Annotated in this window: 24 protein-coding genes and 1 tRNA gene; 6 read left to right on the top strand and 19 right to left on the bottom strand. The window is 60.4% G+C overall.

Annotation, left to right across the window (positions count from 1 at the left end; all coding sequences use genetic code 11):
* Nucleotides 1–22: 22 nt before the first annotated feature.
* From HJO_RS04820 to HJO_RS17550, 6 genes are all read right to left on the bottom strand, one after another.
* Complete coding sequence (locus HJO_RS04820; RefSeq protein ID WP_035613984.1) at nucleotides 23–1,198, bottom strand: OmpA family protein; 1,176 nt, start codon at nucleotides 1,196–1,198, stop codon at nucleotides 23–25.
* Between the two features lie 237 nt (nucleotides 1,199–1,435).
* Nucleotides 1,436–1,512, bottom strand: a tRNA-His gene (locus HJO_RS04815).
* Between the two features lie 74 nt (nucleotides 1,513–1,586).
* Complete coding sequence (gene nusG / locus HJO_RS04810) at nucleotides 1,587–2,129, bottom strand: transcription termination/antitermination protein NusG (protein ID WP_035614571.1); 543 nt, start codon at nucleotides 2,127–2,129, stop codon at nucleotides 1,587–1,589.
* Nucleotides 2,130–2,171: 42 nt separating this feature from the next.
* Nucleotides 2,172–2,381: a preprotein translocase subunit SecE gene (gene secE, locus HJO_RS04805; protein ID WP_035613981.1), complete on the bottom strand. Its 210-nt coding sequence runs from the start codon at nucleotides 2,379–2,381 to the stop codon at nucleotides 2,172–2,174.
* A gap of 149 nt (nucleotides 2,382–2,530) precedes the next feature.
* A complete protein-coding gene (locus HJO_RS04800; protein WP_051618210.1) occupies nucleotides 2,531–3,409 on the bottom strand; it encodes an SMP-30/gluconolactonase/LRE family protein in 879 nt (292 codons plus the stop codon).
* 40 nt (nucleotides 3,410–3,449) lie between these two features.
* Complete coding sequence (locus tag HJO_RS17550) at nucleotides 3,450–4,322, bottom strand: 2-dehydro-3-deoxygalactonokinase (RefSeq protein WP_051618208.1); 873 nt, start codon at nucleotides 4,320–4,322, stop codon at nucleotides 3,450–3,452.
* Nucleotides 4,323–4,506: 184 nt separating this feature from the next.
* On the opposite strand from HJO_RS17550, the gene HJO_RS04790 reads away from it, so the two are divergent.
* Both HJO_RS04790 and mazG read left to right on the top strand, forming a co-directional pair.
* Entirely contained in the window at nucleotides 4,507–5,244 is a 738-nt protein-coding gene (locus HJO_RS04790) for an SDR family NAD(P)-dependent oxidoreductase (protein WP_035613979.1), read from the top strand.
* 26 nt (nucleotides 5,245–5,270) lie between these two features.
* Entirely contained in the window at nucleotides 5,271–6,104 is an 834-nt protein-coding gene (mazG, locus tag HJO_RS04785) for a nucleoside triphosphate pyrophosphohydrolase (protein ID WP_051618262.1), read from the top strand.
* On the opposite strand, the gene hflX is transcribed toward mazG, so the two are convergent.
* The 9 genes from hflX to HJO_RS04740 all read right to left on the bottom strand — a co-directional run bounded on the left by hflX (nucleotide 6,101) and on the right by HJO_RS04740 (nucleotide 17,792).
* Complete coding sequence (gene hflX / locus HJO_RS04780) at nucleotides 6,101–7,420, bottom strand: GTPase HflX (RefSeq protein ID WP_051618206.1); 1,320 nt, start codon at nucleotides 7,418–7,420, stop codon at nucleotides 6,101–6,103. The two genes, mazG and hflX, sit on opposite strands and share 4 nt — an antisense overlap.
* A gap of 6 nt (nucleotides 7,421–7,426) precedes the next feature.
* Nucleotides 7,427–7,675: an RNA chaperone Hfq gene (gene hfq, locus HJO_RS04775; protein WP_035613977.1), complete on the bottom strand. Its 249-nt coding sequence runs from the start codon at nucleotides 7,673–7,675 to the stop codon at nucleotides 7,427–7,429.
* Nucleotides 7,676–7,758: 83 nt separating this feature from the next.
* A complete protein-coding gene (locus HJO_RS04770) occupies nucleotides 7,759–9,165 on the bottom strand; it encodes a TrkH family potassium uptake protein (RefSeq protein ID WP_035613976.1) in 1,407 nt (468 codons plus the stop codon).
* Nucleotides 9,166–9,169: 4 nt separating this feature from the next.
* Nucleotides 9,170–10,543 (bottom strand): Trk system potassium transporter TrkA, encoded by a 1,374-nt coding sequence (gene trkA, locus HJO_RS04765; protein WP_035613974.1) that lies wholly within the window; start codon nucleotides 10,541–10,543, stop codon nucleotides 9,170–9,172.
* Nucleotides 10,544–10,567: 24 nt separating this feature from the next.
* Complete coding sequence (gene ntrX / locus HJO_RS04760) at nucleotides 10,568–11,956, bottom strand: nitrogen assimilation response regulator NtrX (RefSeq protein WP_035613971.1); 1,389 nt, start codon at nucleotides 11,954–11,956, stop codon at nucleotides 10,568–10,570.
* Nucleotides 11,947–14,253, bottom strand: a complete 2,307-nt coding sequence (locus HJO_RS04755; protein WP_156945414.1) for a sensor histidine kinase — start codon at nucleotides 14,251–14,253, stop codon at nucleotides 11,947–11,949. Before HJO_RS04755 ends, ntrX begins: the two co-directional genes overlap by 10 nt.
* Nucleotides 14,254–14,360: 107 nt before the next feature.
* Nucleotides 14,361–15,737, bottom strand: a complete 1,377-nt coding sequence (locus HJO_RS04750; RefSeq protein ID WP_035613968.1) for a sigma-54-dependent Fis family transcriptional regulator — start codon at nucleotides 15,735–15,737, stop codon at nucleotides 14,361–14,363.
* The gene (locus tag HJO_RS04745; protein ID WP_241764662.1) at nucleotides 15,730–16,770 is read right to left on the bottom strand and encodes a two-component system sensor histidine kinase NtrB; all 1,041 of its coding nucleotides are present in this window, start codon (nucleotides 16,768–16,770) and stop codon (nucleotides 15,730–15,732) included. The genes HJO_RS04750 and HJO_RS04745 overlap by 8 nt, the downstream gene beginning before the upstream one ends.
* Before the next feature lie 32 nt (nucleotides 16,771–16,802).
* Complete coding sequence (locus HJO_RS04740) at nucleotides 16,803–17,792, bottom strand: tRNA dihydrouridine synthase (RefSeq protein WP_035613965.1); 990 nt, start codon at nucleotides 17,790–17,792, stop codon at nucleotides 16,803–16,805.
* A 120-nt stretch (nucleotides 17,793–17,912) separates the two neighbouring features.
* On the opposite strand from HJO_RS04740, the gene HJO_RS04735 reads away from it, so the two are divergent.
* Together HJO_RS04735 and HJO_RS04730 are read left to right on the top strand one after the other, a co-directional pair.
* On the top strand, nucleotides 17,913–19,055 hold the full coding sequence (locus tag HJO_RS04735) for a bifunctional 2-C-methyl-D-erythritol 4-phosphate cytidylyltransferase/2-C-methyl-D-erythritol 2,4-cyclodiphosphate synthase (RefSeq protein ID WP_035613962.1): 1,143 nt from the start codon (nucleotides 17,913–17,915) through the stop codon (nucleotides 19,053–19,055).
* Between the two features lie 9 nt (nucleotides 19,056–19,064).
* Nucleotides 19,065–19,556 carry a CinA family protein gene (locus tag HJO_RS04730; RefSeq protein WP_035614555.1) on the top strand — a complete coding sequence of 164 codons (492 nt, stop codon included), beginning with the start codon at nucleotides 19,065–19,067 and terminating at the stop codon, nucleotides 19,554–19,556.
* Here the strand turns inward: HJO_RS04730 and HJO_RS04725 are convergent.
* Together HJO_RS04725 and lipA are read right to left on the bottom strand one after the other, a co-directional pair.
* The gene (locus HJO_RS04725) at nucleotides 19,534–20,010 is read right to left on the bottom strand and encodes a type II toxin-antitoxin system RatA family toxin (protein WP_035613959.1); all 477 of its coding nucleotides are present in this window, start codon (nucleotides 20,008–20,010) and stop codon (nucleotides 19,534–19,536) included. The two genes, HJO_RS04730 and HJO_RS04725, sit on opposite strands and share 23 nt — an antisense overlap.
* 1 nt (nucleotide 20,011) lies before the next feature.
* Entirely contained in the window at nucleotides 20,012–20,983 is a 972-nt protein-coding gene (gene lipA / locus HJO_RS04720) for a lipoyl synthase (protein ID WP_035613956.1), read from the bottom strand.
* Nucleotides 20,984–21,209: 226 nt separating this feature from the next.
* Between lipA and HJO_RS04715 the strand changes: the two genes are divergently transcribed.
* Nucleotides 21,210–22,712 (top strand): AMP-binding protein, encoded by a 1,503-nt coding sequence (locus tag HJO_RS04715; protein ID WP_051618199.1) that lies wholly within the window; start codon nucleotides 21,210–21,212, stop codon nucleotides 22,710–22,712.
* Here the strand turns inward: HJO_RS04715 and HJO_RS04710 are convergent.
* Together HJO_RS04710 and HJO_RS04705 are read right to left on the bottom strand one after the other, a co-directional pair.
* A complete protein-coding gene (locus tag HJO_RS04710) occupies nucleotides 22,709–23,551 on the bottom strand; it encodes an alpha/beta fold hydrolase (RefSeq protein WP_035613953.1) in 843 nt (280 codons plus the stop codon). The genes HJO_RS04715 and HJO_RS04710 overlap by 4 nt on opposite strands.
* Nucleotides 23,552–23,589: 38 nt before the next feature.
* Entirely contained in the window at nucleotides 23,590–25,278 is a 1,689-nt protein-coding gene (locus HJO_RS04705) for an alpha/beta fold hydrolase (protein WP_035614548.1), read from the bottom strand.
* Nucleotides 25,279–25,435: 157 nt separating this feature from the next.
* Between HJO_RS04705 and HJO_RS04700 the strand changes: the two genes are divergently transcribed.
* Nucleotides 25,436–26,068: a TetR/AcrR family transcriptional regulator gene (locus HJO_RS04700; protein ID WP_051618197.1), complete on the top strand. Its 633-nt coding sequence runs from the start codon at nucleotides 25,436–25,438 to the stop codon at nucleotides 26,066–26,068.
* Nucleotides 26,069–26,077 lie beyond the last annotated feature (9 nt).

Below are 26,077 nucleotides of genomic sequence, written 5' to 3'. Positions count from 1 at the left end.
CTATTATTGGAATTGCGTTCGGTTATTGGACGGTAATTGCCACAACCGAGCGACGGTTCAGAGGCTCGCGAACGCCATCGCGTGTCGCTTTTGCCAGATCCGTTTCACCCTTGGCTTCTTCGGTGATGATCGTTGGGCTCACACCGCGGGACTGAAGTGCCTGAGACACGACGTCTGCGCGACGCTGCGACAGACGGGCGTTGTATGCACTTGCACCCGACGTATCGGTGTGGCCTGCGATCGACACTGCGCTTGGAGCACAACCGGCACCGCCGGTGATGTTGGCAACAGCCTGATCGATAACGGCAGCAGCCTGGCTCGTCAGGTCAGCCTTGTCCCACTCGAAGTACACCACGAAGTTCTGGTTGAGACCGGAACACACGATTTCCGGCGCAGCTGTCTCAGTCGTCGGTGGTGGCGGCGGCGGAGGAGGTGGCGGCGGAGGTGGCGGTGGTGGCGGAGGCGGTGGTGGCGGAGGTGGTGGCGGCGGAGGCGGCGGCGTAACGCCGAACGCATAACGTAGGCCGACCGTTGCCGAGTGGCTGCTCATGTCAGCGTCGTAACCGACACCGCCGTTGATGCCATCGAATTCAAGCTTTTCAGCAACGAAATACTTGTAGCCGACGTCCATCGTCAGGCGCTCGGACAACTTGTAGCCGAAACCCAGAAGGCCCTGATAGGCCAGGCCGGTCTCTTTGCTGCTGAAACCATTCGCGGACGCAACTTCAGTGGCCGAGGCGTAAGACAGGTTGCTTGCCTTGGCGTTTGCCCGGATCGCGCCGACACCGACGCCGACGTAGGGCTGGAATGCGCCTTCACGATTGAAGTCGTAAATGCCGTTTACCATGAAATCGACAGATTGCAGGTACCCGTTCGGATTGGGTCCAGTCAGCGGCAGAAGGCCGTTGAAGTTGGACGGCACCGAAAGATCGCCGCTATTGTAACCAAGGACACCCTCGATGCGGATGCCATTGTCGAGGCCGTAACCGAACCCGACATTGCCGCCCCACATTTCATCAATGTCTGAGCTGCCGCCCATGGAGCCAACGACGTCCTGGACCTGTGGGTCATGGTCAAGACGACCGTCAAACGTGTATTCTGCATCGGCGCGGGCGTACCAGCCTTCCTCTGCCTGAGCGACAAGTCCAGCAGACGCAAATGCGGCCGCGGCTGTCGCGCACATAAGAGTTTTCTTCATACTCGATCCCCTTTCTGTGCCGAAGGACGGGATTGTCCTCGACCGCAGGTTCATACGCGCTACAACGCGCATGGTTCCTGTTAAACTTTTTTCTTAGCCACCGCGAGCGAATTCAAAAGTCGCAGCACCCAAACGTATGGTATTTTTCTACCACCGCGGCGCAATTGCAACAGATTGCTTGGCTTCAGTCAAACCCTGCCCGGTAATTCGTCGCACCCGTTGAAATGTTAAAGAAAATGGTACCGCCTCTCCGGTTTGAACGGAGGACCTCTGGTTCCACAAACCAGCGCTCTAACCAACTGAGCTAAGGCGGCCCTAAGGCTGGGAGATACAGCCCATTTCCCGTGGATTCAAGCGCCACCGGGGCTGAAACTGCGAATACTGGGGATCAGATCTTTGCGACTTGGTCGAATTCCAGATCGACCGGTGTACCTCGTCCAAAAATGGAAACGGTGACCTTGAGTCGCCCGTTCGCTTCATCAATTTCCTCGACAGCGCCTTCGAAACCCTGGAACGGGCCGTCGTTGACCTGCACCTGCTCGCCAATTTCGAACGAAATCTTGGGACGTGGCCGCTCTTCCGCCGAATCAGTTGCGGTTCCGAGAATGCGATCAACTTCGCGCTGGCGCACCGGCAACGGCTTCTTGCCGCCATCAGACCCGAGGAATCCGGAAACTTTCGGTGTGTCCTTCACGAGGTGATACACATCGTCGGTCATCTGGGCCTTCATCAGCACGTAGCCTGGAAAGTAGCGGCGCTCGACGGTTTTCTTCTTGCCCCGTGCGACTTCGACAACTTCCTCGGTTGGAACCTGAATGTCCTCGATCAGGCCGGAAAGTCCCTTCCGCTCTGCCTGCTCGAGAATAGAGGATGCAACCTTCTTCTCGAAGTTGGAATAAGCGTGGACAATATACCATTTGGCTTCAGCCATAGGGCTTTCGCGCTCCTTGAATACTAGTTGGCCGACCTGCATCTACAGACCGGTAATCAATTTTACGGCCATGCTGATCAGCGTGTCGGCCAGGAACAGGAACAGTGCAATCAGAACCGACATGATGATCACGAATATCGACGCCTGAATGGTTTCCGGGCGAGTCGTCCATGTCACCTTGTTTCCTTCCGCACGCACCTGGCGCGAGAAGGTTATCGGTCCGATACGTTTCTTTTTGTCCTTGTCGGCCATTTCGACACTTTCTTGAAAGGCGGGGAGTTAGCGGTTTTGACCCGCCTCGTCCACGGTTAAAGTGCATACTTGCTCTTGTGAAGGCATGTGAGGCTGAAAAATGCGGGTTGCAAGGCCTGCCTCCGCCACGCGCAAGCCCCGCTGGTTGCTCACCCCTTCCCGAATTCGCGTGGTGGCAGGCCTGGAACGTCAACCGTCACAGCAAACAGGCTGCCGGAAAGCGGGCGGGAATCCAATACCGGAAAACTCAAACCCGCACGGGCCGTCGTGATGAACAGAGTTCGCATGTCCGGACCTCCGAATGTACAGCTTGTCGGGCGCGGTGCGGCGAGTGTGACAACCTGATCGACCGTTCCGTCGGGCAGGAACCGGACAACACGTGATGCGTCCCACAAACAGGTCCACAGGCAGCCTTCCGAATCAATCGTTGACCCGTCCGGAAATCCACCGAATTCGTACGTCGTCGCGAACACGCGGCGGCCTGTCAGCGTGCCTGTCTCGCTATCGTGGTCAAACGCCAGGATCTCCTGCTCGGCGCTGTCGCACGTGTAGAATGTGCGCCCATCCGGCGAGAACTGCATCGTGTTGGTCACCATGACGGATGGCAGCCGAACCGGGCTGACCTGGCGATCTGCGCCGAGCCGGAAATAGCTACCGGTTGCCTCGCGCTCCTTGTCGTCCATTGTCCCGAACCAGAACGAGCCGTCAGGCGCGACACCACCATCGTTCGTGCGGTTCGTTTCGGGTTCACCTGAAAGCGTGCACCAGCGTTCATAGCCCTCGGTTGCCGGGTCGTAGAGCCCGATTTCCTGATCGCCCGCCATCAACAGGCAGCCGTCATGGAGCGCCAGCGCCGACGCCCGTATGGGCAGGTCATAGCGGCGGGTATTGCCTGTCCTTGGATTATAGCGGTGCAATTTGGCCCGCTTGATGTCGACCCACCAAAGAAAGCCCTCTGACGGGCTCCAGACGGGCCCCTCACCCAGTGCGCAGCCTGTCGGAGCGACACATTCCGGCGTCATCAGCATGTGTCTGCCCCAGGCGTTGGGGCCTGTCCTGATTGTGGGTTCATGTGTCTAGCAGCCCTGATTCGTCTGCGATCTCAAAAAGCCCGTCCTGCAGGGTCTCGATCGCCGAATACTCTTCCACGCTCGCGCCCAGGGTATCAAGGGCCATGCCATAGGTTTCGAAGCGGTGCCCGTCAGCGACAAGGAGCACATCATCGCCGGGATCGTAGTGCGCCGCGACGCACGCCCCAATGAGCAGGCCCGACAAGGCAGCGGATTGGTGTTCAGGCCGCAGCGTGCCGATCAGACGGGCAGCCCGGACAGCAAAGGGTGATGCCGCATCGTCGGTATCCAGCGAGCGTTCGACCCAATCCCGGAAGATTGCCATGTCGAACTTCTGCTCAATGCCGGGCCGCAGCGCCAACGCGCCCGTCCCCAGCAGCAGTTTGTGAATCTCGCCGGTCATCTCGCTCGAAAAGTCGAGGACGCGGCCTTGTTCAAGCGAAATGTGCCGGGTGTGCATCCCGGGGATACACACATCGCCACTCAGGTCTCCGAGACCGAAAAGCTGGGTTTCCTCGCCATTCAGGATGTCGGGGGGAGAGAGACGCTTCAAGCCCGGAACAACATGAATGCCGTCCCGGAGATCAAGATATTCGCAAAGGTCATTCAGCAGCATTGGGACCTGGACGAAATGCCCCGTCCCCTGGCCCGGACCGGTGTCCAGGTTGCCACACGCGACAACGGGGATCCGGTCTGCGCCCGGCAGGTTGTTACGCAGGAATGTGGTGACCAGCGCTGTTGCGCTGTCGCTGTCGGGCGCCGGTGCGAACGGCGCTGTCGCGTGTGAGATGACGGTCCCGTCAGCATCGAACGCCCACGCCCGCAGCTCGCCGTCCCGCGAATCCACTCCAATGAGCACCGCCCGTTCCATCAATCGCTCATGACTCCTGTTCCAAGCTGGTAGTACCGCCAGAGGGCTGGTCGATTACACTGGGAAATGATTCTGCGTGGGCTCAGGTCTCCCGCCGTGACAAGAAAGTCAATCAATTCGGGCGAAGGCGGTTGAAGCCGCCAGCAGCAACCGCCAGTGTGGAGCGGACATTGGAGAAACGGGCATGCCGGATCTGGATTTCAGTGGGAAACGCGTTCTTGTCGTTGGCGGCTCGAGCGGCATCGGAAACGGCATCGCGCATGCGTTCCTGGCGCGCGGTGCAGACGTTCATGTCTGGGGCACGCGCGCACGCGCAGAAGATTATGATGCCGCCGATGGCTCAGATCTTTCCGGCCTGCATTACCGGCAGGTGAATGTCGCCGACATTGATTCTGTCGAATCGCTTTCTCCCGATTTTGAGTCGCTCGACATCCTTGTTCAGTGTCAGGGCACCGTCCGCTACAAGCGGGAAGAGTTCGCACGCCCCGGTTGGGATGCGGTGATGGACGTCAATATCAACTCGGTCATGGCAACCGCCATGAAGTTCCATCCTCAGCTGAAACGCGCGAACGGTGCGATGATCATCGTGAGTTCGGTTGCCGGGTTCGGGTCGACCGTCGGCAACCCGGCCTATGCCGCTTCGAAGCACGCAGCTGTCGGTCTGACGAAGACCCTCGGTGCTGCGTGGGCGACGGACGGCATCCGTGTCAACGGCATTGCCCCCGGCCTTGTCGATACCAAGCTCACGAAGGTGACGACGGCGAACCCGAAACGGCTCGAAGCCAGTTTGCGTTCGATCCCGCAGGGAAGAATGGGGACGCCCGGCGACATGGCGGGTGTGGCCATTTTCCTCGCATCGCCGCTCGCAGCCTATGTGACGGGCCAGACAATCATCGTTGATGGTGGCCTGACCCTGCGCTGATGCGGTTGGCCAAATGTGGAGGCCTGATGCCTGACGAATCGAAGACCAAACCGAATTCACGGCCAGCGGAAGCGCTGGGTGAACTGCTGGAGATCATGGCCAGGTTGCGCGACCCCGACGGCGGTTGCCCGTGGGACCTTGAGCAGGATTTCGCGAGCATTGCGCCTTATACGATTGAAGAAGCCTACGAAGTGTCTGATGCCATCGATCGTGGTGACATGGCCGAGTTGAGAGACGAACTGGGTGATCTCCTGTTCCAGGTCGTGTTTCACAGCCAGATGGCGAGCGAACAAGGCTTGTTCGATTTTGCCGATGTGGCGGACGCGATCATCGCCAAGATGGTGCGCCGCCACCCGCATGTTTTCGAAAGTGTAGACGGTCGATCGGCGGACGAACAGACAACGGCCTGGGAAGTCATGAAGGCACGCGAACGCGCCGCCAAGCAGAGCAATCCCGACACACCAAGCGCGCTTGATGGCGTGGCGCTTGCCCTCCCCGCCCTGCTGAGGGCCGAGAAATTGCAGAAACGCGCCGCGAGGGTCGGGTTTGACTGGACTGAAGCAGAGCCGATCTTCGACAAACTGATCGAAGAAACCCAGGAAGTGAAAGATGCCATCGCGTCAGGCAATCGTGACGACATCGAGGACGAGGTTGGAGACTTGCTGTTCGTGGCAGCCAATCTCGGCAGGCGCCTCGGGATTGATCCGGAGGTCGCTTTGCGCCGTGCCAACGCAAAATTCGAACGCAGGTTCAAGGCCATGGAGCAGACTGCGTCGGACAATGGTGAGGATTTTGCCGGGCTGACGCTGGATGAGCAGGAATCCTACTGGCAACGCGTAAAACGCGCGGAAAAGGCCTAGCTGTCGATTTCGATATCCGGGAACTCGGTATGGAACTGGCCGACGCGTTCGATTGGCAGGCGCACGCTGATCGCCACGCGGCCGTCGCCAAGGACGGACTCTGTCCTGACTTCCCCGTATTGGTGGAGCCAGGCGCGGGCCCGCCCGTCCTGCGTTCCGAGAGTGACACCGCATTCCCGCGCGCTGCGTAACAAGGCGCGTTCGATCTGCCGCGACAGATCTTCCATGCCAGCCCCGGTCCTTGCGGACACGAGCACGGCGGGTGGATTGGTCGCCGTCGATGCGGCCAGCGCCAGGGCGGCCGCCCTGTCAGGAGATAGCAGGTCCGATTTGTTCCAGGCCTCGATCATGGGTGGCAGCGGCAGGCCGGTCTCTGCTTCGAGGCGCTCAAGCACGATTGCGACGTCGCCGGATTGTTCCGCATCCGATGTGCTGGACCTGTCGCGCACATGGACGAGCAAGTCGGCCTGCATCGCCTCTTCCAGCGTTGCCTTGAAACTGTCGATCAAGTGGGTTGGCAGGTCCGTTATGAACCCCACAGTATCAATCAAGGCAGCTTCCCCAATCGTCGGCAGGTCGATCCGTCGGATTGTCGGGTCCAGCGTGGCGAACGGCATGTCCTTCGCGAACACGTCTGCGCCAGACAGGCGGTTGAACAGAGTCGACTTGCCTGAGTTGGTGTAACCGACGAGCGCGATGACCGGCTTGCCGGAGCGGGTGCGGCCGGCGCGTTGCACGGCGCGGGTGCGACGGACGTCTTCAAGATCACGGCGCAATCGCACGATCTTGTCGTCCAGCATCCGCCGGTCGGCTTCGAGCTGGCTCTCACCTGGGCCTGACAGGAAGCCGCCGCCGCCGCGCTGACGCTCAAGGTGTGTCCACGTGCGCACGAGACGGGAGCGCTCATAGAGGAGCCGGGCGAGTTCGACCTGAAGGCGGCCTTCCCGCGTGCGGGCCCTGAGGCCGAAGATCTCCAGTATCAGGCCGGTCCGATCGATCACCTTGACGCCGAGGCGCTGCTCGAGGTTGCGCTGTTGAACGGGCGTGAGGGCTCCGTCCACAATCGCGATCGTGCAATCGTGCGCTTCCAGGTCTTCGGCAAAACGGTCGAGCAATCCGCCCGAAAACAGGATGGCAGAATTCACGTTGCGCACGTGGTCTGCCCGCAGGAACGCGAGTTCGCACCCGAGCGCTTCGATCAGGCCCGCAGTCTCGATCAGGCGATCTTCTGTGGGACGGTTGGAAGGTGTGAACCAAGGGATGACGGCACCGGCAATCTCCGGTGTCGGCAGGCGGTCTATGAGCTTGTCACTCAAATGGACCTATTCCCCTTCAAGTTCTTCGTCGAATAGCTGGACAGGCGCGCTTGGCGCGATCGTCGAAATCGCGTGCTTGTATACAAGCTGCGGTGGGCGGCCATCGCCGCGGAGAAGAACACAGAAATTGTCAAACCAGGTAACGACCCCCTGAAGCTTCACACCGTTGACGAGAAACACTGTCAAAGGTGTTCTGGATTTCCTGACAGCATTGAGGAACGTGTCCTGCAGGTTTTGTTTTTTTTCTGAAGACATGGGATCGGGCCGTTGCTGCTATTGTTCTTGTTATGTGTCGCGAGCTAAATGGATTGTGTCGATTGTGCAAGTGCGAACACTGCTCAACCCCGCCAAAAACTTGGGGCCAGCGCAGGAAATAGGGCCAAAATTTCCAATCTGCCCAATAACATGCTGAAAATCAGGAGACTGGTTGGGCCATCGCCCAGTTGGTCAGTGTGCCCGATGAGGAGCGCGCCCGAATTGGTGAGTCCGCCGATTGCCAGCCGGATGGTCGATTCAAACGGCAGATTCAGGAACGAAAACCCGATCATGACCGCGAAGACGGCGACAATATAAGCGATAAGGTAGACCCAAACACCAATGACGCTGCGCTCATCGAGTTCCCGGTCCCTGAACTGGAACCCAAGGACCGAGCGCCGGTAGCCCAGTTGACGGAATTCCTGTCCCGCGCGACGCGCGAGAACGATGAGACGGGCTATTTTGACGCCCCCGGCGGCCGACAAGGCGGATCCGCCAATCAGGGAAGGCAACACGAAGATGGGCAGCGGAATTATGTCGCGCACCGGCGTATCCGTCAGCGCTATGCCGGAAGTGGCCAACGCCGTCAGCGACCAGGAAATACTGTCACGCATGCCCAGGCCCAAAGGCAGGATCACTGCAGCGAAGACCAGGATCAGCAGCATGAACATGACGGTTTCAGGGTCTGTCAGCGCTGCCTTGATCCTACGGTCCCGCAAGGGCAGCCAGACGGCGAGGCCCAGCGCGCCAACGATGAGACCGATGGCGAGCACGATGGAGCCAACGATCGGCAGGGCGGGCCGGGTTGCGCTATCTGGCGCGACGAGACCCGTCGTGATGGCGCTGATGGCATCCTCGACGGCGCGCGGAAACGGCACGCCCGCAAGGATCAGTGCTGCAATCAAGCCGAGGATGCACACCGCCATCATGATAGCGACCCACCGGGTAACCCGGGGCACCGCATCGAAGAAGCTGGTTTCCGGCAGCGTGAACAGGATCGTGCGGTGAATTCCCGGCCCACCAAGGTTGAGCGCAGCGAGGACACTCGCGGCCGTCACGATGGTGGCAAGCCCACCCAGGATGTGCAGGACACCGCGCCAGACAACCAGGCTGGCCGGCCAGGGATCGTCTCCCAATTCAATGACGGACTGGCCTGTTGTGGTCAGACACGCTGTCGCCTCATGGATGGCGTGAAGCACCGAGTTATCAGCCACGCCCAGAACGAATGGAAGCGCGGCAGCGACCGGCGCCGTGAACCACCACAGGATCACCACCCCCAGCGCATCGGAAGGACGGGACTTGCGCCTCGGCTTTGGCGTCAGGAGGAGGATACTGCTGGCCAGTACGGCAATGCCCAATCCCGTCGCAAGGAGTGAAAATACCTGCCGTGGTTCGCCTGCATAAACGGCGACGACAACCGGGAGAAGGGTCCCGCCCGCAAGGAACAGCATCATGAAAGAGAGAACGCGGACAACCGAAGCGTAATTCATGGAATCAGAAGAAGTCTGGACTGACGCGGAAGTACTTTTCGACCTTTCGCACCATACTCTCTTCGTAGAACACGATGAGGCGGTCCTCGGCGCGCACGGTGACGTCCGGACCGGCCATGTGGACAACGCCGTCCCGCACGATCGCTGCTGCCGTCACGCCGTCTGGCAGGTCCTGATAACCGAGCGTCTTGCCGATCAGTGACGACGATTCAAGCGTTACCCCTTCAGCGACTTCAGCAAGTCCGTCCTCGATCGATTGCAGCCCCAGGATGCGGCCGCGCCGCATGCGCAGAAGGATCTGGGACACGGTCAGCGCGCGAGGGTCCAGTACGGCATCAACGCGCATGTCGCGTGCCAGTCCGGCCAGTTCGGTCGCATTCACGAGCGCCATCGCCCGCTTCGCGCCAGCACGTTTGGCCAGATTGCAGATCAGGAGGTTCGTCTTGTCATCATTGGTGATCGCGATGACAAAGTCCGCTTTCGGGGCGCCGGCTTCAGCCAGGATATCCGGGTTGAGACCGTCTCCCTGAATGACAATCGTCCGTTTCAACTCCGCGACGGCCGCGTCGGCCCGGAGCGCGCTGTTTTCGATCAAGCGTATTCGGATGTTGCTTTCGCGTTCGAGAGTCTTGGCAACGTACAATCCGACATTTCCGCCGCCGACAATGACAATATGGTCGAGCCGCTCATTGTGGCGATTGAAGATCGAGGTCAGGCGGTCGGCATGCTCGTCGAGGACCGCGATGTAGGCTCGGTCGTCAGGCTTCAGGACGTCGGTTGACCGTGGCGCGCGGACGGAATCGCCCCGCCCGATGCCAACGATGCGCGCCGACAGGTCGGGGAACAAGCCGCGCATCTGATCGACCGGCGTATCAAGAAGCGGGCTTTGATCGTCGATTTCGAGCCCGAGCAACTTGACCTGCCCCTTGCCGAAAGTCGCGCTCATCACGGCACCAGGTGTCCGGAACCGCTGGAGAATTGCTTCGCCGACTTCGATCTCGGGGGATATGACCATGTCGATGGGCAGGCCTTCTCGGGAGAAGATATTCTTCCAGGCCGGGTCGATATAGGATTGCTCCCTCACCCGCGCAATCTTGTAGGGAACGGAGAACAGGGTGTGGGCGATCTGGCAGATCACCATGTTGATTTCGTCGAAATGGGTGACCGCGATGATCATTTCGCAGTCTGAAGCCCCTGCCCGCTTGAGGACATCCGGATGCGCGGCATGGCCTGTAAGGCCCCGGACATCGAGATCAGTCGATACCTGATCCACGAGATCCGCGTTTTCATCGATGATCGTGATATCGTGCTTCTCACGCGCCAGGCGGCGGGCAATTCCATGTCCGACACGGCCTGCGCCGCATATCAGAACGCGCATTTGTTACTGCCTTTCGACGGATACTCAGCCGTCTTGACGAGAAAGGCCGGAAGCTACGCCCAAAGCCTTTAATTTTCTGTGCAATGCAGAGCGTTCCATACCAATGAATTCTGCGGTTCGCGAGATATTTCCGTTGAATCGGGTGATCTGGAGCGCGAGGTATTCCCGTTCGAACTGTTCGCGTGCATCACGAAGTGAGAGCCCGACGAGTTCTGCGGACCCGGATTTCGAGGTCTGTGTCACGCCTGATCCGGAGTCCCGTGGCAACTCGTCCACGCTGACCGCCCGGTCGGAATCAGAAGGAGACAGGATGAGGATACGCTCGACGATATTCCGCAATTGCCGGATATTGCCCGGCCAGTCCATCGATTGGAGTACGGCCATTGCCTCTGCGGAGAACGCGCGAGGCACGAGGCCGGAAGAGTCCGAGATGCGGTCGGTAAAGTAATTGACCAGGTCGACGATGTCGTCGCGGCGCTCTGCCAGGGATGGAACCCGCAACGGCACGACGCTGAGGCGATAGAACAGGTCTTCACGGAAGTTTCCGTCCAGAATTTCCTGTTTCAGATCCTTCGTCGTTGCCGACATCACGCGAACATCGACGCTAACGTCCGAGCGACCGCCTACCCGCTGGAATCGCTGCTCAGTCAGTACACGCAGAATCTTGTTCTGTGTTCCGAGCGGCATGTCCGCCACTTCGTCGAGCAGGAGCGTGCCATTGTGAGCCTTTTCAAACAGGCCCACGCGGATCGTCCGCCCTTGCTGGTCTTCTTCGCCGAACAGCGCTGTTTCCATCTGGTCGGGAGCGATGCTTGCTGCGTTCACGACAACAAAAGGTCCACCTGCCCGCAACGAGCTGCGATGAATCAGGCGGGCCGCCAATTCCTTGCCGACCCCAGCCGGTCCATTGATCATGACGCGCGAGTTTGTCGGTGCGACTTTTTCGATCGAGGCGCGCAGGTTTGCGGCAGCCTGGCTGTTGCCGATCCAGTGCTCGTCTTCACCGGCCCGGTTGCGCAGTGCCGCATTCTCGTATTTCAGCGCGGCGGATTCGATCGCTCGCTCGATCAGATGCAGCAGCCTGTCCGTCTTGAACGGCTTTTCAATGAAGTCATAGGCGCCCCGCCGTATCGCCGCGATGGCCGTTTCGATATTGCCGTGACCGCTGATGACGATCACAGGCAAAAGCGGGTCAATCGATTTAAGGTATTTCAGGACCGAGAGGCCGTCCATCTGGCTGCCTTGCAGCCAGACATCCAGAACGACCAGCCGGGGCATCCGTGTACGGACCTCTTCGATCGCGCGTTCGGCTGTCTCTGCGGTTCGCACGGAGTATCCCTCGTCGCTTAGCACGCCGGCGACAAGCTCGCGAATATCAGGTTCGTCGTCTACGACCAGAATGTCTAACGCCATGGTGCCGGTTCCTCTACTTCTTCGGATGTTCGGACGGTTTGGTGGGAGTCTTCGTCGTCGGTTACCGCGTCGTCGTGTGCCGACAATGCAACAGGGGCCGACCGTGGCAGCCACACGCGCACACGCGCGCCCCGCATGCCATCAAGGCGGTTTTGCAGTGAAATCGACCCGCCATGATCAGCGATGATCCGATTGACGATGGCAAGTCCCAGACCGGTGCCCTTTTCTCGGGTGGTAACATAAGGCTCCAGAAGGCGGTCGCGAACATCGGAGGGAAAGCCCGGACCGTTGTCCTCAATCGCCACCTCAACGCCACGGGCATCATCGGTCAGTGTGATCCGGATGTGCCCCTTGGTTTCGGATTCCTCGGGCAGTCCCTCGATTGCTTCGGCGGCATTTTGCAGAAGATTTCCGAAGGCCTGGCCGAGCAAGCGCTCGTCTCCGCGAAAGGCCATGGCTTCGGGGGTGGACTCGAAGTCGAATTCGACATCTGGCGACACCACGCTCTGGGAGAATGCGGCGCTCTGGAGCAGTGTCCGCATGTTGAATGGCGCGACATTGGGCTTGGGCATTCGTGCGAAGGAAGAAAACTCTTCAACCATCCGTCCGATGTCGCCGACCTGGCGGAGGATCGTCTCGATGCAGCGGTCAAACACGCCGTCACTGTCGTCAATCTTGTCGGCGTAACGGCGCCGGATTCGTTCCGTGGAAAGCATGATCGGCGTCAGTGGGTTCCGGATTTCGTGGGCGATTCTTCGCGCAACGTCGCGCCAGGCAAGCTGGCGCTGTGCGTTGACCAGGCGGGTCGTGTCATCAAACGTCAACACACAACCGCCCGCTGGATCCGGCGCTGTTTTCAAACGGATATGCCGAATCTCGCCATTGATGCTGAGGTCGAGCGATGCATCGACCTGCGATACCCGTTCGAGTGTGTCGCGGGCATAGCTTTCAAAATGGGGCGCAACGTCTGCCAGTAACGTACCAGGCTCAATTTCGGCCACTCCGAGCACGCTCGCCGCCGACCGATTTGCCAGCGTGATGATCATGTCACCGTCCATGCGGATGACTCCAGCGCTGACTTCGGCAAGGAGAGTCTCGACGAATTTCCGGCGATCTTCGGAATCCTCACGGGCGCGAATGAGCGCATTGCGCTGTTCCGACAATTGTTCAGTCATCGCATTGAAGGAATTGGTCAGGGCGTAGACTTCATCCTTTGGGCCAGACGCTGGCAACCTTACCGTCAGGTCCCCGTCTCGCACCGTATGGGCAGCGGTGGCCAGACGCCCGATAGGACCGGTGATCCTGCCAGCCGCCTCCAGGCCGAGCCGGCCTGCGAGCAGGAGGATCAATGCAGCAATCTGCGTATAGCCGATGGCAAAGAACGACTGAAGCCGCCCGCTTCGGCGTTTGGCGTTATTGTATTGAGCCAGGGCCGCTTCCGCTTCCCTCAGTTGCACCAGAGCATTCTTGTCGAAGTTCTTGACTGCGTAGATGTACCCATCGAGGGGCTCTTCGATACGAATCAGGGCTGTGGCGATACCGCGGTTCTCATACAGCGTTGTTGCGATGTTGCCGGTATTGGCCTCTTCGAATGCCGATTGCGGGGGCGGCACGAGGATGGGTTGCTGGACGCTTTGCTCCGCGATCAACTCAACCCCGTCGGATCCGAGCACCGCGATGGTCAGGAATTCCCGAAAACCAAGCTCTGACCGAAGCCCCTCGGTAAAGGCTTTTGACGCATCCTTTTCCAGGTTTTCGGCGGTGATCTCATCGTTCTGTCCGCTGGCGGCGAGCGATTTTTTGACGTCCTTCGCGAAATTCTCGACATCGAGGGCAGCGAGCCTCACATCGACATCCAGCGTGGATTCGAAATTGTCGACATAGTCCTGGAATATCTGCGCGTTCTTTTCCATGATCGTGTCGACCCGCTCACCGAGCCAATTGTCGAGTCCGCGCGTAATGAATGCACCGATGAACAGCGCGACGATCATGGCCGGGATCAGGGCGGAAAAGCCGAACAGGAGAACGAATCGGCGAGCGAGGCGCCCCTTGCCCTCACCGCGGCCGCCGACCTGGATCGACATGTATTCCCGCACGACGATCATCGCGAGCACGACGATCACAATGAAGTTCAGGCCCAACAGCCAAGGCGTGGCGCCGGCGCCCGGATTGTTCGGGTCAACACCTGAAATGGCAATAAAGGTCGCAAACACGGCTACCAGGGCCGCGATGATGAAGAGCCCCTCGAACAGAGCCCAACTCGCCTTTGTCGCTTGCTGACTTAAGGTATTCGACAATCAACCACGCTCTGTAACGGCCACCCCGGCCCGTTGCATTTACGACACGCTTTCGTGTCGGTACAGCAACAGTGGTGCACTAAAAGCACAGTTTCGCCTGCCGTCAATCAGTCTTCTGCGATTCCAAGGGCATTGATCTTGGCGCGCAGTGTGTTGCGATTCATCCCGAGAAGCTGGGCAGCCTTCACTTTGTTGCCGGACGTCACCGACAAGGCCAGTCGGATGAGGGGGCGTTCGACCTGGTCAATTACCCGGGAATACACTGCAGAATCCTCTGAATCGCTGCCGGCGATCAGGTCGCCCATGACATAGCGGTGCAAGAGCGTTTCGACGTCTTTTTCGAACCCGGCGCTCGCCCCCTTCTGTTCACGGGCGCCCGCGCGCAGTTCCCGTTCCACGTCACGCAGCGTTATGGCTTCGTCCGGGCTGAGCACCGCGAGGCGCAAGATCAGGTTCTCAAGCTCCCGCACGTTGCCGGGCCAGTCATAGGCCGTGAGAAGATCAAGTGCGGACTTGTCGAGCGTCTTGGCGGACAGGCCCTGGCGCTGCGCCCGGATCAGGAAGGCGCGCGCCAATTCCGGAATGTCTTCCTTCCGCAGGCGCAAGGGTGGCATCGTCAGGCGCACGACGTTCAGCCGATAGTACAGGTCTTCGCGGAACTTCCCCTCTTCCACAAGCCGACCAAGGTTGCGCCGCGTGGATGCGATCAGGCGCGCACCGCTTGAATCCCGCAACAATTTGACCAGCTGCGTTTGCGCTTCCGCCGGAAGGTCACCGATCTCGTCGAGATAGAGCGTGCCGCCCTGGAGGTGAACCGCGCCGCCCTCGCCATCGAGCCCGAACAGTTCGCGGTTGATTTCGCTTGCCGGCAGAGCTGCGAGATCCAGCGCCACGAATTTCCCCGCTTTCGCGGCCCCCAGTTGATGGACCGCGCGAGCCGCCAGTTCCTTGCCGGTGCCGCTCTCGCCCTCGATCAGGACCGTCAGTTCGGTATTCATGACCTTGGCGATGATGCGGTAGACTTCCTGCATGGCATCCGACCGGCCGATCAGGGGCAGGCCTGCGTCGCTGATGGCCTTCTGGGCCTCGGGATTGATCGAGCGGCTCGATGTCTTTGGCGACGTCTTGAGAGCCCGCTGCACCAGGCTGGAGAGCACGTCTATGTCGAACGGCTTGGGCAGGTAATCAAACGCGCCATGCTCCGCCGCTGACGCGGCGGTCAGGATCGTATTCTGGCCGCTCATGACAATGAAGGGCAGGTCCGGGCGGGCAAGCTTCATGGACGGCAAGAGGTCGAAAATCGAGACGTCACCAAGATAGACATCCGTCACGACGACGTCGCCTTCGCCATTGCGTACCCATCGCTCCAGCGCGTCGGTCGAACTCGTGGCGCGAACGTCATAGCCTGCCGCAACCAGCGTTTGGTTCACGATGAGCCTGATGCTCGCATCATCCTCCGCCAACAAGACGGTTTTTTCAGCCATGATCTACTCCATCGCCCAAGGGCAGTAATACTGTGAACCGGGTCGCGCCCGGCTCGCTGTCCACTCTGATTTGCCCGCCATGAGCGGCGACAACTTCGCTAACGATGGACAAACCCAGCCCTCGTGCTCCTGATTTGGAACTCTGGAATACGTCGAAGATCGTCGCCTGGCGCTCTCTCGAAATGCCCTGACCATCGTCCTCGATCGACACCATCATCGCTTTGCGCAGGCCGGCGCCGCGGCGCGCCTGCTTCATGGAGAGACCGGCCGCATAGGACGTCCTGATGGTGACCGAGCCATGTGACCCGTTGTCGATCGCCGCTTCAGCCGCATTGCGCACGATATTCTGGAAGGCCTGCTGGAGGTGATCGGCGTCGCCGATAACATCTGGCAGTGACGGGTCGAATTCACGGTTGAAGGAGACATTGGCGCCGATCGCCGCGCGCTCCGCAGCAATGATCTTGTCCAGCAGGGCGTGGATATTGAAGGCCTGCATGCGCGGTGCGGAGAACAGTTCGAACGCGGACAACCGGTTCACCAGGCGCTCAATGCGGCGGGCCTCGTCCTTAATGATGTCGAGCAACTCACTCTGGTCCGCCTGGCCCTGACGTTCGAGGAGTTGTGCCGCCCCGATGATTCCCGCCAGCGGGTTCTTGACCTCGTGCCCCAGGATCCGGCCAAAGCCGGCGGCACCAGCGACAGAATCGCTGGATTCGCGGGACGGCGTCTCGGCAAGCGCCAATACGAACGTGCCATCGTCGGCGCTCCTGATCCGGATGTCGCAAATGATGCCATTATGCATGCCCGGGCCGGCAATCGGCGTACCCGGCGCCATGATGTCCCCCGATTGTCGATCTGCCCGGTCGATCAGTTCGAAGATAGGTGAGTCATGGTAGATGACTTCGCTCATCGGCCGCCCTGCAAGCGCCCGGCGCGACATTTTCAGCAGGGATTCGGCAGCCGGGTTCGCTTCGAGAATGCGCCGGCGCGCATCAATCAGCACAAGCGCCACAGGGGACAGATCACCTAGCATGGAAGGTCTCAAGGCGGTCAAGGAAGTCATCGTCATGCCGCCTCGAACAATTGGGGTTTGAGGAATGTCGTGTTGAGCGCCCGTATCAATTCGTCTGGATCCGTGATCCGGCACAGCTGGGCGCGCAACTGGCGGCGGTGGGAATCGTCGAGAGGCAGGGCAGCTGTGTCGATGGCCGCTGACACGTGCTTGCGAACGATCCGGACGCCCAATGACGAACCATAAAGAGCGACTGAATCCCGGACCTGCGCTTCGAGGCTGTCGGCCTGGGTGGCGAGATCAGGTTGCTCGTATGCCTGGCCTGCCAGGCTCGCGGCGACCTCTCCGGCGATCCATGGGCGCCCCATCGCGGCGCGACCGACCATCACGCCATGCGCGCCTGACGCAGCAAGTGCTGCGTGCGCGTCTTCGGAACTGGTGATGTCGCCATTGACGATGACCGGAACCGAGACGGCATCAACGGTGGCCCGCACGGCCGCCCAGTCGGCTGCGCCCTTGTAGAATTGGCAGCGGGTGCGACCGTGCACCGTTATCATCTTGACGCCCAGTGATTCAGCGACGCGTGCGAGCTCCGGTGCGTTGTGGCTCTGCTCATCCCAGCCGAGCCGCATCTTGAGGGTCACAGGCGTCGCTCCAGCGCCCTCAAGCGCTGCTTCGATGATCTGTGTGGCCAACGGAATATCCTGCATCAGCGCCGAGCCTGACTGACCGCCGGTCACCTGCTTCGATGGACAGCCCATGTTGATGTCAATCACGTCGACGCCGGCGTCCCGCATCAGGTGCGCTCCGGCGAGCATGTCGGTTGGGCGCCGGGCAGCCAGCTGGACGATCCAGTATCCTGCCCCATCGTGCCGGCAGGTGCGCCGCACGACATCCGGGCGCTCAGCAGCAAGGGACTCCGAGGCGACCATCTCGGACACGACAGCTGGCGCGCCGAAGCGTACGGCCTGGCGTCTCATGGGGGCGTCGGTCGCGCCGGACATGGGCGCGAGCCAGACTTTGGGTGCCTCAAAAACAGTCATATCTCTATTGTTCTGACTTTTGATCGCTTCGCAAGTGCACAAAAGACGCGCACTTGCACAAAAAGGCATGGCTCCGAAAGCCTATGGCCAGACTTCGCGGCCCCGCTTACAAGGCTGGACATGGAATTGGCAACTGCAGTCATTGTTGCGGGCGGGCGTGGGAAACGCAGCGGCCGCGCCAGCCCGAAGCAGCTGGAAACCCTGTTGGGTCGCCGCATCATCGACTGGTCAATTGAGGCTCTTTTGACACACCCCGGCATTGGTCAGGTGGTGGTTGTGGGGGACGAAGCGGTGATGCCCCATGGGGGCGGCATGGGTGTGAAGCGGGTGGATGGCGGGGACAGCCGGACCCAGTCGGTGCGGAACGGCCTGGCCGGCATCGATTCAGGCGCGCTTAGCCCGGTCCTGATCCACGACGCAGCCCGGCCCGGCATCAGCCAGGCAATGATCACGGCCCTGCTCGAAGCCCTGGCGGACGCGGACGGTGTCGCACCAGCCCTGCCGGTGCCCGACGCGCTCAAGATGGTGAAGGGCGAAACCACTGTCACCGTGGCCCGGGATGGCCTGTTCCGGGTCCAGACCCCGCAGGCGTTCAGGCTGGGTGCAATCCGGGATGCGCTGGCGGCTGCGGGCGACGACCTGGTCGACGATCTTGCCGCGATGGAGGCGGCAGGTGGCCGTATCAAGCTGATTCCCGGTGACCCCCTGCTCCACAAGATCACCTATCCGGAGGATTTCGAAATGGTTGCACGGCTGATGACCCCGGCGGCATCCGTGCCACGTGTCGGCAAGGGTTTCGACGTTCATGCGTTCGAGCCTGGCGACCATGTCACCCTCTGCGGTGTCCAGATTGCGCACACTGCGCAGCTGAAAGGGCATTCGGATGCGGATGCGGGATGGCATGCCCTGACGGACGCGATCTTCGGTGCGGTTGCCCTGGGAGATATCGGCGACCATTTCCCGCCATCGGACGGGCGATGGAAGGACGCTGACAGCGCCGTATTCCTTGCCGAGGCCGTGAGGCTGGCAGAAGCCGAAGGGTATGTGCTGACGAGTTGCGACATCACGATCATCTGCGAGAGTCCCAAGGTGAAGCCTCACCGAGAGGCCATGCGAGCGCGGACTGCCGCCCTGCTGAGCCTGCCGCTGACGGCCGTAAGCGTGAAGGCCACGACAACGGAAGGCCTGGGATTTACTGGCCGACGTGAAGGTATTGCCGCAGAAGCAATTGCGGTGCTGGTGCCGAAACCCGGGCCGCGCTAGGCTGCAATGATGTTTCCAGATCGTATCCGAAATCTCGCAATGCTGATCCTTGACGATGCCGAACGCGCGCGTCTCAGGATATGCACGGCCGAAAGTTGTACCGGCGGCCTGCTCGCCGCCCTGTTCACCGACATTCCCGGCTCATCGACGGTCTTCGAGCGCGGGTTCGTGACTTATTCCAATCGCTCGAAGGAAGAGATCCTTGGCATCGCCGGCGACGTTCTCGCCGATTATGGTGCCGTGTCAGAGCCCGTGGCGCGGATGATGGCTGAGGGGGCGCTGGAAGCCAGCCGCGCCAACATTGCCGTGGCTATCACGGGCGTTGCCGGGCCGGGTGGGGGGACGCGGATGAAGCCGGTCGGTACGGTTCATGTCGCGTGTGCCAGAGAGAACCGGGCGGTGGTTCACGAAATGATCCAGGTGGGCGAGATCGGCCGGTCTGAAGTGCGGATGGCAGCAGTGGAATCTGCGCTCGGCCTCATTCAGGTGCAGATGCGCTAGGCGTGACCGCGTAACGCCGTTTCGCCTCATCAAGGAAAGCAGACATGATGCGATTGACGGCCGTGTCATGGTTGGCCGCGGCAAGCACGGCAATCAGTACATTCTTGAATTCATAGTCTATTTCCAGCGCGATATCCGCGCCGCCCTGGGCGCGGGGTTCGATGCGCCATTGTGCCTTCAGCCTCCGGAACGGCCCCTGTATCAGCGACGCGACAACCGTACCCTGCTCCCTGTCGGCTGACACGGCGGTCGAAAAACGCTCTACAAATCCCTTGAAACCGACAACTGCATCGCCGCGCATGTGGCGGACGCCGGATTCGTCAACTTGCTCCCCCGACACCCGCATCGCCGTTATCCATTTTATGAAGTCCGGATAACTGGCAATGTCGGAGACAAGATCGAATGCCTGCGCGGGCGAGTAAGGCACGCGCATCGATTTCGAAAAGCGAGGCATGCTAAGCCGAGAGGGCCGCTAGCTTGGCTTCGCGCGCTGCACGCATCTGGGCGAAGTCTTCGCCGGCATGGTAACTGGAGCGCGTCAAAGGCGTGGCGGACACCATGAGGAACCCCTTGGCGCGCGCGATTTCTTCCAGCGCCTTGAACTCTTCAGGCGTGACGAAACGGTCGATCGCCGCATGCTTTCGCGTGGGCTGCAGGTATTGGCCGATGGTCAGGAAATCGACGTCGGCCGAGCGCATGTCGTCCATCACCTGCAAAACCTCTTCCTTGGTTTCGCCGAGACCAACCATCAGGCCGGATTTGGTGAACTGCGAGGGGTCACGATCCTTGACCTTTTGCAGCAGGCGCAGGGAGTGGAAGTAGCGGGCACCGGGACGAATGCTGTGGTAGAGGCGCGGCACGGTTTCGAGATTGTGGTTGAACACGTCCGGGCGGGCGTCGATCACGTGGTTTTCCCAGCCGTCCTTGCGCAGGAAGTCGGGAGTCAGGATCTCGACCGTGGTGCCGGGCGATGCGGCCCGGATTGCGGCGATGACCTGAACAAAATGCATTGCGCCGCCGTCTTCCAGGTCGTCGCGGTCAACGGAGGTGATGACGACGTGCTCAAGCCCCATTTCGGCGACAGCGTCACCGACGCGCCGGGGTTCGTCGGCGTCGACTCCTGCCATCGGCTTGCCGGTGGACACGTTGCAGAAGGAGCAGGCCCGTGTGCACACGTCGCCCAGAATCATCATGGTCGCGTGCTTCTTCTCCCAGCATTCGCCGATATTCGGGCATCCGGCCTCCTCACACACGGTGATCAGGCCTTTCGATTTCACGATTTCCCGCGTTTCGGCATAACCAGCCGATGTCGGCGCCTTCACGCGGATCCAGTCCGGCTTGCGCATGAGGGGAGTATCCGGACGCGCCTGCTTTTCCGGGTGGCGATGCTTGCGGCCCGATGGGCTGAGGTCGATGATCGTTGTCATTCCGGGAAGATGGACGTCCGCTGCTGATTCATCAAGGAGAATGCAGTGCAGAGTGCATATGCAAACTTGCAATAAGTGTTGCGCCGGGGCCCGTACGTGACAAAATGTTACAAGATTTGAAGCGGAGGCTTCGCCGTCACAAGGGCCCTTGATGATTAACGTCGCAATACCATCCCCTATCCCCTACCGCCCATCACGCACCCGAACAGACCTTTTTGCGGCCCTCATGCGCGCCAAACGGGAATTTGGTGCGAACAAGGTGATTGTCGTCGATGGCGATGAGCGGGAGCTGACTTACAAGGAAATCATCCGGGCATCCTTCGGCCTGGGGTCTGCCCTCAAGAAGGGCACGAAAGCCGGCGAAGCGGTCGGTGTGATGCTGCCAACCGGCGCCGGCGCCGTGATCGCGTTTTATGCCATCAGCGCTTTTGGGCGTGTTCCGGCGATGCTGAACTTCACCGCAGGCTCGCGGAACCTCAAGGCCGCGATGGAAGCGGCTGAAGTAAAGCGGATCGTCACCGCCCGGAAGTTCGTGGAACTGGGCGGCCTGGAGACCCTGATCGAGGAACTCGGGCGGGTTGTCGAAATCGTCTACCTTGAGGACGTCCGCGAAAGCCTGACTGTCGGCAACAAGATCGCGGCCGCGCTCGGCCCCGTCATGCCGGGGCTGTTCCGGAAACAGGCGCGCTACAAATCGCCCGCGGTGGTCCTTTTCACGTCCGGCACCGAAGGCGAGCCCAAGGGTGTCGTTCTCAGCCATGAAAACGTGATGGCGAATGTCGAGCAGGTGCGGGCGCATATCGGCCTGAGCCCGGATACGGACAGATTGTTCAATCCGCTGCCGACCTTCCATTGTTTCGGGCTGACGGTCGGGGCGATTCTGCCTCTGGTCGCGGGCATCCAGGTGATGTTCCATCCGACGCCGCTGCAGCCGCGCGAGATCGTGAAACGTATACGCAGTACCGGATCGACCATATTGCTCGCGACGGATACGTTCATTTCCCAGTACGCGCGGACCGGCGCGGAAGGCGATATGGACTCCGTACGGCTTGCCGTGTGTGGCGCAGAGCGCGTGAAGGACGAGACACGGGCGCTGGTGCGCCGCAAGTTCGAGATTGAAATCCTTGAAGGCTATGGCGCGACTGAAGCGTCGCCCGTGGTCGCGGCAAACCAGTGGGAGCGCAACAAGCCAGGAACGGTCGGCCTGCTGATGTCGGACATGGAGTCAAAGCTGATCCCGGTTGACGGCATTCCCGAAGGCGGAAAGCTGCAAATTCGCGGGCCGAACATCATGCTGGGATACCTGCGGCCTTCCCGGCCCGGCGTGCTCGAGCGGCCCGAGGGCGGATGGCACGATACCGGCGACATCGTTGCGATCGATGATGAGGGATTCATTCGGATCATGGGCCGGGTGAAGCGGTTCGCCAAGATTGGCGGCGAGATGGTTTCGCTGGCGGTGGTGGAGAATTGTGCGAGCGCGGTATGGCCGGACAACCTGCACGCGGCGGTGACGCTGCCGGACCCGCGCAAGGGTGAACAGGTCATCCTGTTAAGCGATACCGATGCCTGCAACCGTGAGGACATTCTCGCCTGGGCGCAGAATCACGGTGTGCCGGAGCTGGCCGTGCCGCGGCGTGTGTTCCATGTCGCCGCCATCGCCGTGCTCGGCACTGGCAAGATCGACTATGCCGCCGTCCAGAAGCAGGCCGAAGACCTGATGGCGATCTAGGCGGCCGCGCGAGCTTCGGCTTCAACCGGTTCGTTGAGGAAGGCCTTGATGACAGCGGCCGTCTCTGCAGCGCGGGTGACCAGGAAGAGGTGCCCGCCGCCCTCGACGACATGCAGGCGTGAATTCGGCAATGCGACCTTGAGGATGCGCCCGTTGGCGAGCGGGACGATGGAATCCTTGTCACCCATCATGACCAGGGTCGGCATCTTGAGAAAGCGGATGAACGGCAGGCTCGACCAGCCCAGGAAGGCCAGCAGCTGGTAGACATAGCCTTTCGGGTCCGGCGCCATCAGGTTGTCGATATGGTTGCCAGCCTGGGCGTCCGCCTCGTCGCCATAGAGCGTCGCGAAATTGTCGCGCATGTAGTTCGGATCAGTGTACCGGCGGGCATCGACCATTTTCGACAGAGATGCCGGCTTGCCCGGGATCATCGTCATGCCGGCCGTGGTGGCACACAGGATCAGCTTTCCGACGCGGTTGCGGTACTGGAAGGCGAATTGCTGGGCCAGGGCCCCGCCCCACGAAACACCCATCACATCAACCTCGTCGATGTGGAACTGGTCGAGCAGCTTGCGGGCCCAGCGGGCGAGCATCCATGGCCGATAAGGCCATTGCGTCACCGGGCTCTTGCCGACACCGGGCACATCGAACGTGATGATGTCGCGGTCAGGAAACATGTCGCCGAGCGCGTTCGTCAGCTCGAGATTTGCGCCGATGCCGTTGAAGAACAGCAGCGCGCGATTGCCCGCGTCGACCTTTGCCGGCCAGAACGCGGTGCGCAGCTGAACGCCTTCGACGTCCTGCATGGTGATCCTTGGGCGCGGCTCAGTTGCAGCCATTGAACATTTCCTTGCGATTCAGGGAGGACGGGACTGCCCTATTCGTCGAACACATATCGGCCTGGTGCCGGATAAAGTGGGGGGAATGCCTCGGTGCCGCAAGCTTTCGGCGCAGCCTTCAGTGCACCGGAACGCTCTTTGAGCCATTCGCCCCAGCGCGGCCACCAGGATCCGGCTTGTTCTTCGGCTGTCGCGGCCCATTCATCTGCAGTCGGCTTGATGTCGGAGCTGCGGAAATACTTGGCCTTGGGGTTTCCGGGCGGATTGATCAGCGACTGGAGATGGCCACTGGACGACAGGACAAACTCGACATTCTTGGATCCCAGCAGTGCCGGCGTGCGGTAGCAGGCCTTCCACGGCGTGATGTGGTCGGTCAGCCCGGCCACGACAAACGCGTCACACGTGACCTTTGTCAGGTCTGCCATGTGGCCGGCAACCTCGACTGTGCCGGGATTGGCAAATGGCTGTGTCATTCCGAGGTCAAGATAGTCGGAGTGCAGCTGGGCCGGCAGGTTGGTCGTGTCATTATTCCAGAACAAGACGTCGTAGGGAGGCGGATCTTCGCCCATCAGATAGTTGTTGACGACATAGTTCCAGATCAGGTCGTTCGGGCGCATCCAGGCAAACATCCGGGCGAGATCGTCGCCTTTCAGGATGCCTTTCCGGCGCGAATACTTGCGGGCAATTTCGAGGCTGCCGTCCGAGACAATCTGGCCAAGGTCGCTGTCGTCACGCTCTGGATTGAGAACGCAAACCATGAATGTCAGGGAATTGATGCGCTTGTCATCGGCGGCGGCGAGGAGGCTGGCGAACGTCGCGGTCGTGATGCCGCCGGAGCAGGCGCCACCGACGTTGATTTTCGACGACTTGGTGATCTTCCGGATCACCTCGCTCGCCTGGACAAGGCTGTCGACATAATCAGACAGGCCCCATTCCGCGTTCTCTCGCGTCGGATTGCGCCAGGAAACGATGAAGGGCTGCAGTTCCATCGCCAGGAGGAACTGGATGATCGAGGTCATCGGCGTCAGGTCGTTTGCGTAGAACTTGTTGATTTGCGGCGGAATGATCAGGATCGGTGTCTTGTGCACCTTTTCTGTGATCGGTGCGTACTGGATGAGTTCCAGCAGCTCGTTCTTCCAGACGACCGCCCCCTTGGATGTCGCGAGGTTTTCGCCGACCTTGAACGGGCGCTTGTCGACCTGGGATGGCATGCCACCATTCTTGGTGATGTCTGTGTAGAGATTTTGCAGCCCCTTGAGGAGGGACATGCCACCGGAGTCGACAAGCCGTTTCGTCGCGGCGGGATTGCCGAGCAAAGTGTTGGTGGGCGCGAGCGCGTCGGTAATCATGCCCATCACGAATTTTGCCCGGGCGTGCTCCAACTCGGTCATCTTGAGCTCGCTGACCCAGTCATTGAGGTGGTCCTGCGTCGCCAGATAGGCCTGCATGCCGCGCTTGTAGAAGGGATTGTGCTGCCAGGCGGGATCCTTGAAACGCCGATCCTTGCGGTCAGCCTCCCGATCGCTCTTGCCGAGCAGGATTTTCGCATTCTCGGCAGTGATCTTGCCGGCCGTCTTGGCGGTCGTGACGGGATTGGTCATCGTCGACCGGAGCATCATCGCCACGGCGCCTACCAGTTCCTGCCGATTGATCCCCCCGAGCAAGGGATTCAGGGCGGTCGTATTCTGAGCGGCGTTCTGCGCAATCTCTTCTTGGGGTGTAGGCATTTCGATCATCCCTTTGTGTGCCGGTCTTCCGCAAACAGAAGGATCCACGGTGCCGGCTTAACTATATTCTCTTTCCATTCCGGAAAGACAGACGTTCAAACTTTGAAACAAAATTCGTTCCATAGTGATAATTGCGTGTCAAACTGCAAGTCGGAACATGAAAACACGTGATCGTATCCTTCAAGTCAGCTTGCTTCTCTTCAATGATGAAGGCGAAGCACAGCAAACGGCTGTCGATATTTCAAACGCGCTCGAAATCAGTCCCGGCAACCTTTACTATCACTTCAAGGGCAAGGACGCGATCATCCGAGCCTTGTACGACCAGTTCGAGGACGAAATGCGTGTGATCCTCAGAGGGTCCAAGGGCGGCGTCACGTCGATCGAGGACAACTGGATCTATCTCTACATCATCCTTGAGGAAATCTACGACTTCCGGTTCTTCTATCGCGACCTCGGGATTCTGCTTGATCGCTATCCCGACCTTGCTGTCCGCTTTCGCGCATTGATGTCCGAGAAGCGAAACACGCTGGAGCGCGTCCTCGGGGACCTGGCACGAGACGAAATCCTGCGCATGGACCCTCGCCTGCAATCCGCGCTGACAGACCAGATCATGATGACAATCACTTTCTGGCTCGCCAATGACAGCATAGGCAACGCGGTTCACGATGGCCCTGCCCTGATCCACAAAACCGTGTTCCAGGTGATGTGCCTCATTGTTCCCTATATGGGTGAGGCCGGGTTCGGGGCCCTGACCCGGATGATCGCTCACTACGAGTCGACCGGGGCCTGAGGAAACGGG

The sequence above is a fragment of the Hyphomonas johnsonii MHS-2 genome, assembly GCF_000685275.1.
In the GTDB taxonomy this organism is placed as follows: Bacteria; Pseudomonadota; Alphaproteobacteria; order Caulobacterales; family Hyphomonadaceae; genus Hyphomonas; species Hyphomonas johnsonii.
Note: the sequence above shows the minus strand (reverse complement) of the source record. Positions and strands in the feature narration are given on the sequence as shown.